This is a genomic window from Flavobacterium esculini (assembly GCF_048284325.1).
GTDB lineage: Bacteria > Bacteroidota > Bacteroidia > Flavobacteriales > Flavobacteriaceae > Flavobacterium.
Map to the genome: position 1 here is coordinate 1 of NZ_JBLVPI010000021.1, position 12,100 is coordinate 12,100.

The window sequence follows — 12,100 nt, forward strand, 5'->3', positions numbered from 1 at the left end:
ACGATTTCTAACTTTAAAGACATAGTGTAGTCTTTTTGGGTACGCTTAACATACCGTGTTTCTTGTGCGGATTCCATAGAATACTTTTTTGTGTATCGCTATTTCAGGACTAGACATTCCTTAAAATTAAAATCCCCAATTACGAAAGTTGGGGATTTTTTCATTGCAGTTACCGCGAAAAACGCAGCACTATGCTAAGGTCGTGGCAATCTTATCCAAGAGGTTAAAAAATCAAACTAAAATTAGTTTTTGCGCAACGGATAAAATATTCTTTTCATTAATTTCAGGCAAATTCGCAAGAGGAAACAATTGCTGTCCCGGGCGGCTGACAAATGCAGTTTGCCAACCAGCCCAATTTGCACCCGCAACATCCCAACCATGTGCCGCTATCAACATACATTCATCAGGTTTTAACCCCATTTTTCTGGATGCCCAATTATAAGTATCTATATGTGGCTTGAATTTACCTATATCTTCAATACTTAAGATAGCGTCAAATAAATCATGAATCCCAGCATACTTAAGTTGAGTTTCTACAGATTTATTGGACGAGTTAGTGAAGGAAACCAATTTAAAGCCCTCTTTTTTTAAAAGAAATAGTGCCTCTTTCACTTCTGGATGTGCGGGCAATGATAAAATTGGTGCAATAGCATCTTTAGCTTGTTTATCGGATAAAGCAATACCATTATTGTGGGCAACCATTGTTAGTGTAGCAGCTCCGATTTTCCCAAAATCTTGATATTGGTTTGCTACTGTTGTAACCAATGAATATTGAAGCATTGTTGTAAACCAAAACGACATCAATTCAGGGTGGTCCCCAAGAGCTACTCCAACACTTTTTTTCATTACACTAAGATCCAATAATGTTTCATTTACATCAAAAAATAAAACCTTAGGTCTCTGCAAAAAAGCACCACTATTTACCGGAATAGTAGCTGCATCAGCATTTAAAATCAAACTTGGTGCAATTACTCCTGCTCCCCCAATTGCTAATGCATTATTTATAAAATTTCGTCTGCTCTTTTTAAATTCTTTCATTACTGTTCTTTTTAAATTATGCGTTAAATAATAACATACCTTTAAGTATGTTATTGTGTAAAAAAATTACCTCAATTGATTGATATAGTTTTCTAACGAAATTAAATAATTATCTAAAATACTATCATCTGTATACAGTTTACGAATACCCCTCACCCCTTCAAAAGCACTAATCAAAAAAATTGCCACCGATGGAGAATGAACCTCCTTATGGATACAATCCATTTTTTTTCCGCGCTCTAACAAATCAATAAGTGCCTTTTTCCAATCGTCTATAATTTTACGCAATGCAAGTTGGTAAGCTATTTCTCGCTCTGAAATTTCGTTTATCAGATTATTAACTGGACATCCGGATTGTTTTTCAGCAGTAGTAAATGACTGGATTCGTGTAGAGAAAACTTCCTTTAAAATTAAAATCGGATCTTTTTCCTCTGACAAAGGGATTATCATACTTTCAAAAACTCGTTTTTGAATTCTATCACTAATTACTGCGACTCCTAATTCTTTTTTATTTTTGAAATGATGGTAAAAGGCACCTTTAGTCAATTTGGTTTCAATCATTACCTTATCAACACTTGTAGGATGAAATCCATTTTTATAAAACAACACAAATGCTTTGTCGATAATTAATTGTCTGGTCAACTCCGATTTTATTTCTTGTTTCATGCTACGAATTTACTAAAACATTACAAGTAGTATGTTATTATTTGTAATAAATAACATTAATATAACAATCTAAAAAAGAACAATTTTAAGTTTTCAGCAAAATAACGTTCCTCAATTCGTTTAATATCTTATGCGTTTTTGGCCTTAGCCATATGCTTTTCTAAGATTTCATTTTCAGATAAATACCAATCGATGCTTGAATTACGCAATCAATTGGTCCAGTTTCGAATAATTATCGCAGCGGAAACAAAAACATTCAAGCTTTCAGTAAAACCTACCATGGGAGTTTTCAGAAACCATCAACATGTTGCAAAATTTCTTCTGACAACCTATCTCTTTCGGTTCCAAAAAATAAAACGCTTGGTTTCGAAATATCAAAATCGTCGATCAAACAATCAGTTGAATGCGGAATTAGAAAATAATAATTTAAAAATAATTCAGAAATCCGGACGCGAAAAAGTATTCGAAATCCATAACATGGAAAGTAATAATTTGGAAAAACTCGTAAAAATAATTAAACAAAATAGTAGAATTGAAAATGTGGGATTTTCTAAAAATTGAAAAATAAAATAAAATACTGGGCCAGCAGCTAAAGTTTTATTGCAAGCGCATCACGAACAATAACACTGTCATAACGCAACCAAATACCCTTTTTGCTATCTTTATAAAAACATTTCCCAATGAAAAAAATAGTACTTCTCCTGCTGGTCTCATTTCTATTCGTTTCTTGTTGGCCAACTATAGATAATGGTGAATTTTCACGCCAAGAATATGAACCTATAATAATAACCCGCACCGCTCTTGAAAGTTCCATTGCCTTTCAAAATTCACAACCCATTATCAAAGCGGGAAAAATTTACATCAAGGACGATTTGATGTTTATCAATGATGTCAATAAAGGTTTTCATGTTTATGATTACACTGATCCCAATAAACCTATCCGCCTGCATTTTTTAAAAGCTCCGGGTGCTACAGACCTAGCCATCAAAGGCAATACCATGTACATCAATCAAGCAGTAGATCTGGTCACTGCGACTTTCAATCCTGCCACTAAAAAATTCACTGTTACCAACAGAAATAGAAATGTGTTTCCACAAAAGCAAGCACCAAACGGCTTACAAGGCTACACTAAAGAAAATCAAATAATTATCGATTGGACTTTAATCCAGTAACAAATGAAAAAAATTATATCCTTCTTTTTATTAGTGTTTATAATCGGTTGCTCGGAAAGTGATAGCGCACAAAACGGCGACATAGGACAAGCTGGTTCACTTGCAGTTTTTGCCATAAAAGGCAATTATTTATACGGCGTTGATCAAATGAAATTGAATGTATTCTCGTTAATCGATACCGAAAAACCAGTAAAAGTCAATGAGATTCCAATAGGTTTTGACATTGAAACCTTATTTTCATTTGGTGATAATTTATTTATTGGATCTCGAAACGGAATGTTTATCTATTCTATTACAAATCCTGAAAACCCAACGAAATTATCAAGCGTACAACACTTTACAGCTTGTGATCCTGTCATTGCCAATAGTACGCACTCCTATGTAACATTGAACTCGAACACAACCTGCGGCAACAACACTAACGTTTTGCAGGTTTATGACACCAAAAATCTTACGAATCCAAAATTAATTCACAGCAGAACACTGACGCAACCTAAGGGCATCAGTTTTTATACTACTGACTATTTACTGGTTTGCGATGATGTTATCAAAATATTTAACATTCAAAATCCTGCAGAACCTATTTTAGTCCATTCTATTGGCAAAAATTGTTTTGATTTAATTATACGAGAAAACACATTGTTTGCCATTGGCAACAACGGCGTATATCGCTATAAAATGAATCCAAATACTATAAAAGACATACAATTAGAGAGTGAAACAACGTTTTAATGCTCCTCAAAATACCGTTCCTCAATTCGTTTAATATCTTTTATGGAGTTTTTGGCCCAAGCTAAACGCTTTTCTAAGATTTCATTTTCAGATAAATGCCAATCGATGTTTGAATTACGCAATCGATTGGTCAAGTTTTGAATAATTATCGCAGCGGAAACAGAAATATTCAAGCTTTCAGTAAAACCTACCATGGGAATTTTTAGAAAACCATCGGCGCGTTGCAAAATTTCTTCGGATAATCCGTCTCTTTCCGTCCCAAAAAACAATGCGCTTGGCTTTGAAATATCAAAATCATCCATTAAACAATCATTTTCATGCGGCGTCGTGGCAATAATTTGGTAGCCTTTACTTTTCAAGGTATCCAAACAATTAGTAATACTGTCGAATGTATTGATATCAACCCATTTTTGAGCACCCATCGCAATTTCCTTATCGATACTTTTCCCATAACGCTGCTCAATAACATTCAATTCCTGAATTCCAAAAATCTCACAACTGCGCATCACCGCACTCGTATTGTGCATCTGAAAAATATCTTCTACAGCAATGGTAAAATGATTGGTTCTGTTTTCCAATACTTTCAGAAATTTTTCTTTACGGTTATCGGTTAGTATATTTTCAAGAAAGTTAAGATAATCGATATCAATCATTATTTATTTTTTTATTGCCAAGAATAGTTTTAATCACATTGTATAATACAAAGGTATTCCAATCTTCTTTATACGAAAATCCTCGATTAATATCTTTTGGGTTTTCTTTAGAATAAATAGAAAAATACGAGCCATATAATCTATATCTCAAATATTCCCAAGGAATTTGAACCTTTTCCTGTTTCAAAAGTTTAGAAACTGAAATTATGACACCTTCAGGATTAACAACAACATCTCCTATATAAAATGATTCTCCAGTTCCGAATTCTTGTACAAAGTCATTCACTTGGTTATTAAAATATAAATCCCAAAGCGAATCAATTATGCTGACATAAAGATCATGACATTCTTTTTTCTTTATTCCAAAGTAAGTATTAAAGTTAATTTTTAAAATTTCGTTATTACAATTTCTAATATAAAACTGATATTCCCTTCCAAAAACAAAATAATATTTATACCAAACAACTCCCCACCGAAAATCCTTAATATCTGAAGTCTTAAAAGAAGTAAAACTATCATTAACTAAATCTTTATCTTCAAATTGAATAAATTCAGGATGAAGATGCAAGGGTCTATGATAATTGTCTAAAAAGCTTCTTTTAATTTTTACTTTAAGTTCTGTTGCCAATTTTTATATAATTTGATAGTGGCTAAAATAAGTATTTAGTTTGAAAAATTTATCATTTGATTATCTTTGAATACATCAAATAAATAGTATAGTTGTGATAAATATGAAAAAGAAATTAGTGGTTTTGACAGGAGCGGGAATTAGTGCTGAAAGTGGTATAAAAACTTTCCGGGACAGTGACGGACTTTGGGAAGGGCAAAACGTTATGGATGTCGCAACACCTGAAGGCTGGCATAAAAATCCTGCTGTAGTGCTTGATTTCTATAATCAAAGACGAAAACAACTCAAGGAAGTACAACCGAATTTAGGCCATCAAATTTTAGCAGAATTAGAAAATGAATTTGATGTTTTTATTATTACCCAAAACGTTGACGATTTACACGAACGTGCAGGAAGCTCGAATGTCTTGCACCTTCATGGAGAATTATTGAAAGTGAGAAGCTCTAAAAATCCAAGTTACATTCTGGATTGGCAGGACGATTTAAATTTTGGCGATTTAGATGAACAAAAAAATCAATTGCGCCCTCATATCGTTTGGTTTGGCGAGGAAGTTCCTGCACTTGACGAAGCTATTGCACTAACACAAAAAGCAGATTATTTTGCTGTTATTGGAACGTCTCTGCAAGTATATCCTGCGGCTGGATTAATCGATTTTATAGCCCGTGAAACACCTATTTTTTATATTGATCCAAAACCCATAAAAATCTCAAATCTTAGAAATCAATTGGATGTCATTCCTAAAGTGGCCTCTGAAGGAATGAAAATACTAAAAAAGAAGCTTATCAGCTTTATTTAAAAACCATTCGTTTTCTATTTTGTCACGAAAGGTTTATATTTGCGCCTTTCGAACAAACAACAAAACAATGACTACTTTAAACGAATTGAATGCTATTTCTCCTATTGATGGAAGATATAGAAGTAAAACCCTTTCTTTAGCTCCATTTTTCTCTGAAGAAGCTTTAATCAAATACCGCGTATTGGTTGAAATTGAATATTTTATTGCTTTGTGCGAAGTTCCTTTGCCGCAACTAAAAAATGTAAACCCAAATTTATTCGAAAGTTTGCGCAACATTTATAAAAATTTCTCTACTGAAGATGCACTTTGGATCAAAGAAACGGAGAAAGTGACCAATCACGATGTAAAAGCGGTTGAATATTTCATTAAAGATGCTTTTGAAAAACTAGGTTTATCTGAATACAAAGAGTTTATCCATTTTGGATTGACTTCTCAAGATATTAATAACACAGCTATTCCGCTTTCTACAAAAGAAGCTTTCGAGAAAGTTTACATGCCTTCCCTGATTGCTTTAACATCAAAATTGAAAGATTTAAGTGTTGAATGGAAGGACATTCCAATGCTTGCCCGTACACATGGACAACCGGCTTCTCCAACTCGTTTGGGTAAAGAAATTGGTGTTTTTGTAGAACGCTTAGAAGAGCAAATGCGTTTGTTATTCAACATTCCTTTTGCGGCTAAATTTGGCGGAGCAACAGGAAATTATAATGCGCATCACGTGGCGTACCCACAAATTGACTGGAGAAAATTTGGAGGCAAATTTGTTGAAGAAAATCTTGGGTTACACCACTCTTTCCCAACTACGCAAATTGAGCATTACGATCATTTCGCAGCATTTTTTGATGCGTTAAAGAGAATAAATACGATCATCATTGATTTAGACAGAGATGTTTGGACGTATGTTTCGATGGAATATTTCAAACAAAAAATCAAAGCGGGAGAAATAGGATCATCAGCGATGCCACACAAAGTAAACCCAATTGATTTTGAAAACTCAGAAGGAAATTTAGGGATTGCAAATGCTGTTTTCGAACATTTATCAGCTAAATTACCATTATCAAGATTACAACGTGATTTAACAGACAGCACGGTTTTGAGAAATATTGGTGTACCGATGGGTCATACGATAATCGCTTTTGAAGCTACTTTGAAAGGATTAAACAAATTGTTATTGAACGAACCTAAATTCCACGAAGATTTAGAGAAAAACTGGGCAGTTGTTGCCGAAGCGATTCAAACTATTTTACGTCGCGAAGCCTATCCTAATCCGTATGAAGCGTTGAAAGGATTAACCAGAACCAATGAAGCGATTGATAAAAAAGCGATTCATGGTTTTATAGCAACCTTAGAGGTTTCGAATGAAATTAAAGCCGAATTAATGCAAATCACTCCAAGTAATTTCTTGGGAATTTAAACAAAAAACACCTATAAAGTGCAAAGCAATACGAACAAAAAAATTTTAAAATTCATATTACTTTGCACTTTTTTTTTATTTTCCTGTGAGAATAAAAAACCTTCCCAAAAAAGCAAACCCAAAGAGATTAATCCTGGAGTTGTAATCTCATTTGACGACACAAGTGTCAATGAATGGTACCAGGCGGATAAAATATTGCGGCAATATTCTTGGAAAGCTACTTTTTGTGTTTCTAAAATAAACACGTTAAATCATTCTGAAATAAAGGAACTCTTGGAATTGCAAAAGGAGGGACATGAAATTGCAGGACATAGCCTTAATCACTTTGATGCTCCTAAATTCGTTGCAAAAAATGGAATTGGCGCCTACATGGATCAGGAAATAAATCCGATGCTTGCCATCATGCATTTTTATTCCTTAAAAGTAACTTCATTTGCATATCCTTTTGGCTATAGAAATTCAGCTATAGATGCTGCCCTTTTTAAAAAATTTAAAATTATCAGAGGAACAACTTACGGCGCTGAAGATCCTTTTTTCCAAAATTGCTATTTTAATAATACAAAATTAGTTTTTGCAATAGGCATTGATACGGATCATCCTAATTTCAGCATTCCGTATCTTATAAAATTATTAGATTATGCCAAACGAAAACATAAAATCCTACTATTGTTTGGTCATAAACCCGTCGTGAATGTTACAGCCAATTATCAGACCAAAATGGAAACATTACAACTGATTTGCAATTATGTCAAACAACATAATATGACCTTTTATACTTTATCTGAATTAAATAATTTAAAATAAAATAACATTTCATTCCAACAGTGAAATGTATTAATTTTATAAAAACACAAATGCTTCTGGCAAAATAGCCCAGACAGCAGTGAAAAGCCGCGAGAAAATAAAGCTATTTTTCTTGTACTGGCAGAGCGACCAAAGGAAGTTCCTGCTAGTGCAATAGAAAAAATGATTGTGACTGAGTCCCGAAGCGTCGGGATGAAACATAGGGCTGGAATAGCCCCTAAAAAACAAAATCTATGAGCACAGCAGCAGCAGTGGCGGAAGTATCGCATCATTTGAAGCCATTAATAAGCGATTTGGGACTAATCCTCATGACAGCAGGAGTTGCCGTTTTATTGTTTAAAAAAATCAAGCAGCCTCTGGTTTTGGGTTATTTGATTGCTGGATTTTTGGCAGGAAATCATTTTGATTTTTTCCCATCAGTGAATGATATTAAGAGTGTGGAGGTTTGGGCAGAAATTGGGGTAATCTTTTTATTATTCAGCTTGGGACTGGAATTCAGTTTTAAGAAACTGATGAAAGTAGGCGGAACTGCCTCTATTACAGCAATTACTCAAATTTTAACTATGTTATTAGTTGGTTTTATTGTAGGCCAATGGATGGATTGGTCGAAAATGGACAGCATCTTTTTAGGCGTTATTCTTTCGATTTCATCAACGACAATTATTCTAAAAACCTTTGATGAATTAGGCGTAAAAGCACAAAAATTTGCCGGCATAGTAATCGGTTCACTTATTGTTCAGGATATTATTGCCATTTTGATGATGGTTTTACTTTCTACTGTTGCTGTGAGCCAACAATTTTCAGGTAGTGAATTGTTTTTATCTGTTTTAAAATTGGTTTTTTTCTTAACGATCTGGTTTGTTGGGGGTATCTTTTTTATTCCAACATTACTCAAAAGAGCGAAGCATTTATTATCAGATGAAATGTTGCTTATAATTTCACTCGCCCTATGTTTGATGATGGTAATTCTGGCAGCAGATGTTGGCTTTTCACCAGCTCTTGGTGCATTTATCATGGGTTCCATCATTGCCGAAACGACCCAAGCCGAACATATTGAACATTTAGTGAAGCCTGTTAAGGATTTATTTGGCGCAATTTTTTTCGTATCAGTAGGGATGTTAATCAATCCACAAACCTTATATGCACATGCAATTCCTGTAATGATTTTGACAATCGTTACCATTTTTGGTCAATCGATAAGTTCAACAATCGGAGCATTACTTTCCGGGCAGCCTCTAAAACAATCAGTACAAACAGGAATGAGTTTGTCACAAATTGGTGAATTTTCATTTATCATTGCAACACTGGGAATGACACTGAATGTAACAAGTTCTTTCTTGTATCCTATAGTGGTGGCGGTTTCGGCGGTAACAACATTTACCACACCATTTATGATAAAAATGTCTACTCCATTTTCAGAATATTTATCTAAAAAATTACCTAGAAGATGGATCAAAAGAATTGAACGTTACAGCGCAAATGCTCAAGCCATTAAATCAGTCAGCAATTGGCAAATTGTAATAAATGCTTATATCGTTCAAGTCATTGTGTACTCCGTAATTATATTTGCAGCCATTTTACTTTCGTCAAAATATCTATTGCCTTTGGTTACTGATTTTAAATTTGGCAAGGCATTAGGAGCATTAATTACTTTGGTGGTACTTTCTCCTTTTTTATGGGCACTTTCTTTGCGCCGTGTCGCTGTAAATGAAGTAGCTATTTTGTTGGAAGAAAGAAAATATCGCGGGCCAATTGTGATGATGTTTCTTTTTAGAGTGCTGTTAACCATCTTTTTCATTGGTTTTTTATTAAATATTTTCTTCTCTCCAATTGTTGCTTTCTTAACGTTGATTGTAGCTTTAGTCGTTTATTTTGTTTTCCAAAAAAGATTAAATGCAGAATACCATAAAATTGAAAGTCATTTCTTAAGAAATCTAAATGCCCGAGAAATGACAAAAGCTAAAAGAAGCCGAAGCGATTTATCCCCTTGGGACGGTCACATGACTTTTTTCGATATTGCAAATGAGTCAAATATTGCAGGAAAGACATTGGAAGAATTGAAAATTAGAGAGCAAATAGGAATAAATATTGCTTTTATTAAGCGAGGTGATATTATGATCAATATTCCCAATAAGAATGAACGGTTATTTCCTGGCGATGAAATATGTGTGATAGGAACAGATTCTCAGGTGACAGCATTTAAATCGTATTTAGACCAGCATGAAATAGATGTTCCGGATACGCTAACCGAAACTGAAATCGTATTGCGTCAAATAGAATTGAAAAACGAAGCTTTCATAGGAAAAAGTATTCGTCAATCCCAATTACGAGAAAAAACTAGTGGACTGATTGTAGGAATAGAAAAGAAAGGAACCCGAATTCTCAATCCGGAATCCAATATTATTCTTGAAAAAAATGATATTCTTTGGATTGTGGGTGATAAGAAATTATTAGCGGATTTGGTTCATAATTAGACATAAAAAAAGTGCAAGAAAATCATCTTGCACTTTTTTACATTTTTTTTTGAGACTATTTTATCTCGAATAATTCGGAGCTTCTTTAGTAATTGTCACATTATGTGGATGACTTTCATTGATTCCGCTTGCAGTGATACGCACAAAACGACCCGTATCTTGTAAAGTTGGAATATCTTTTGAGCCACAATATCCCATTCCGGCACGAAGACCACCAATGAATTGTTGCATACTTTCATTCAATTCTCCTTTATAAGGCACACGTCCTACGATTCCTTCCGGCACCAATTTCTTAACGTCATCTTCCACATCTTGGAAATAACGATCTTTAGATCCTTCTTGCATCGCTTCAACAGAACCCATTCCGCGGTATGATTTGAATTTCCTACCTTCGAAAATAATAGTTTCTCCAGGAGACTCCATTGTTCCGGCTAGTAACGAACCTAACATCACACAATCAGCACCTGCAGCAATCGCTTTAGGAATATCACCTGTGTAACGAATTCCACCATCAGCAATTACGGGAACTCCGGTACCTTTAATCGCTGCAGCAACTTCAAGTACTGCAGAAAACTGTGGAAAACCAACACCCGCAACAATACGAGTAGTACAGATAGAACCAGGTCCTATTCCTACTTTCACACCATCAGCGCCGTTTTCAACAAGATATTTGGCTGCTTCAGGAGTAGCAATATTACCAACAATAACGTCTAAGTCAGGGAATTTAGCTTTCACTAATTTTAGTACATCCACCACTCCTTTTGTATGTCCGTGAGCGGTATCGATTATAACTGCGTCTACTCCGGCTTTTACCAAAGCAGTCGCTCTTTCAACAGCATCTGCAGTAACACCTAATGCAGCCGCAACACGTAAACGTCCGTATTTGTCTTTGTTTGCATTTGGTTTTTGAGTTAATTTGGTAATATCTCTAAACGTAATTAAACCAACTAATTTATAATCTGCATTTACTACTGGAAGTTTTTCGATTTTATACCCTTGCAAAACTACTTCGGCTTGTTCAAGAGAAGTACCTTCGGCAACAGTTACCAAGTTTTCACTTGTCATTATCTCGATTATAGGTCTGGCATTGTTTTTTTCGAAACGTAAATCTCTATTGGTAACAATACCTTTTAATATTTTATTTTCATCAACAATTGGAATACCTCCAATTCCGTATTCTTTCATTGCATTTTTAGCATCAGCAACTGTAGAAGTCAATGGTAAAGTCACTGGATCTATAATCATTCCAGACTCAGCTCTTTTTACTTTACGAACTTTCGCAGCTTGTTGCTCGATAGTCATGTTTTTATGTAAAACACCAATCCCTCCCTCTTGCGCCATAGCAATTGCCATTGCACTTTCGGTAACGGTATCCATAGCTGCAGATACAATAGGAACGTTAAGTGTTATATTTCTTGAAAATTTTGATTGGATACTCACTTCGCGTGGAAGAACATTTGAGTAGTTGGGAACTAATAGTACATCATCGTAAGTTAATCCTTCGCCGATAATCTTAGAATTGTGTGCGATCATTGCAATTTGTAGTTGTAGTTAAATTGCGTGCAAATATACACAATCTTAAGCAAAAAACCACTACCTATTATAATAAATGATAAAATTGCAATAGGAAGCATCTAAATTAGATACTTTTTCCCACTTGTTTATTAGCTATAAATTTGATTTATTCTTTTTCCCTGACGGAAAATAAACAACAATTAAAAGT

The 12,100-nt window shown here is 34.4% G+C and carries 11 protein-coding genes and 1 pseudogene; 6 read left to right on the forward strand and 6 right to left on the reverse strand.

Going from position 1 to position 12,100, the window contains the following annotated elements; translation table 11 throughout:
- Positions 1 to 231: 231 nt before the first annotated feature.
- The 3 genes and pseudogenes from ACNQGG_RS15735 to ACNQGG_RS15745 form a co-directional block, all read right to left on the reverse strand.
- Positions 232 to 1,038, reverse strand: a complete 807-nt coding sequence (locus ACNQGG_RS15735) for a haloacid dehalogenase type II (protein WP_417965550.1) — start codon at positions 1,036 to 1,038, stop codon at positions 232 to 234.
- Positions 1,039 to 1,104: 66 nt separating this feature from the next.
- On the reverse strand, positions 1,105 to 1,704 hold the full coding sequence (locus tag ACNQGG_RS15740) for a TetR/AcrR family transcriptional regulator (protein ID WP_417965552.1): 600 nt from the start codon (positions 1,702 to 1,704) through the stop codon (positions 1,105 to 1,107).
- Between the two features lie 128 nt (positions 1,705 to 1,832).
- A pseudogene (locus ACNQGG_RS15745) lies at positions 1,833 to 2,113 on the reverse strand (TrmH family RNA methyltransferase); the annotation flags it as partial.
- A 271-nt stretch (positions 2,114 to 2,384) separates the two neighbouring features.
- On the opposite strand from ACNQGG_RS15745, the gene ACNQGG_RS15750 reads away from it, so the two are divergent.
- Positions 2,385 to 2,876, forward strand: a complete 492-nt coding sequence (locus ACNQGG_RS15750) for a hypothetical protein (protein ID WP_417965554.1) — start codon at positions 2,385 to 2,387, stop codon at positions 2,874 to 2,876.
- Positions 2,877 to 2,879: 3 nt separating this feature from the next.
- On the forward strand, positions 2,880 to 3,608 hold the full coding sequence (locus ACNQGG_RS15755; RefSeq protein WP_417965556.1) for an LVIVD repeat-containing protein: 729 nt from the start codon (positions 2,880 to 2,882) through the stop codon (positions 3,606 to 3,608).
- Here ACNQGG_RS15755 and ACNQGG_RS15760 read toward each other — a convergent pair.
- Together ACNQGG_RS15760 and ACNQGG_RS15765 are read right to left on the reverse strand one after the other, a co-directional pair.
- Positions 3,605 to 4,261: a TrmH family RNA methyltransferase gene (locus ACNQGG_RS15760; RefSeq protein WP_417965558.1), complete on the reverse strand. Its 657-nt coding sequence runs from the start codon at positions 4,259 to 4,261 to the stop codon at positions 3,605 to 3,607. The two genes, ACNQGG_RS15755 and ACNQGG_RS15760, sit on opposite strands and share 4 nt — an antisense overlap.
- Positions 4,254 to 4,889: a hypothetical protein gene (locus tag ACNQGG_RS15765; protein WP_417965560.1), complete on the reverse strand. Its 636-nt coding sequence runs from the start codon at positions 4,887 to 4,889 to the stop codon at positions 4,254 to 4,256. The genes ACNQGG_RS15760 and ACNQGG_RS15765 overlap by 8 nt, the downstream gene beginning before the upstream one ends.
- Before the next feature lie 103 nt (positions 4,890 to 4,992).
- Here ACNQGG_RS15765 and ACNQGG_RS15770 point away from each other — a divergent pair, with 103 nt between their 5' ends.
- The 4 genes from ACNQGG_RS15770 to ACNQGG_RS15785 all read left to right on the forward strand — a co-directional run bounded on the left by ACNQGG_RS15770 (position 4,993) and on the right by ACNQGG_RS15785 (position 10,377).
- On the forward strand, positions 4,993 to 5,685 hold the full coding sequence (locus tag ACNQGG_RS15770) for an SIR2 family NAD-dependent protein deacylase (RefSeq protein ID WP_417965562.1): 693 nt from the start codon (positions 4,993 to 4,995) through the stop codon (positions 5,683 to 5,685).
- A gap of 67 nt (positions 5,686 to 5,752) precedes the next feature.
- Positions 5,753 to 7,099, forward strand: a complete 1,347-nt coding sequence (gene purB, locus ACNQGG_RS15775) for an adenylosuccinate lyase (protein ID WP_417965564.1) — start codon at positions 5,753 to 5,755, stop codon at positions 7,097 to 7,099.
- 18 nt (positions 7,100 to 7,117) lie between these two features.
- Complete coding sequence (locus ACNQGG_RS15780; RefSeq protein ID WP_417965566.1) at positions 7,118 to 7,903, forward strand: polysaccharide deacetylase family protein; 786 nt, start codon at positions 7,118 to 7,120, stop codon at positions 7,901 to 7,903.
- A gap of 233 nt (positions 7,904 to 8,136) precedes the next feature.
- Complete coding sequence (locus tag ACNQGG_RS15785; RefSeq protein WP_417965568.1) at positions 8,137 to 10,377, forward strand: cation:proton antiporter domain-containing protein; 2,241 nt, start codon at positions 8,137 to 8,139, stop codon at positions 10,375 to 10,377.
- Between the two features lie 60 nt (positions 10,378 to 10,437).
- On the opposite strand, the gene guaB is transcribed toward ACNQGG_RS15785, so the two are convergent.
- The gene (gene guaB / locus ACNQGG_RS15790; RefSeq protein WP_417965570.1) at positions 10,438 to 11,910 is read right to left on the reverse strand and encodes an IMP dehydrogenase; all 1,473 of its coding nucleotides are present in this window, start codon (positions 11,908 to 11,910) and stop codon (positions 10,438 to 10,440) included.
- Between the last annotated feature and the right edge of the window lie 190 nt (positions 11,911 to 12,100).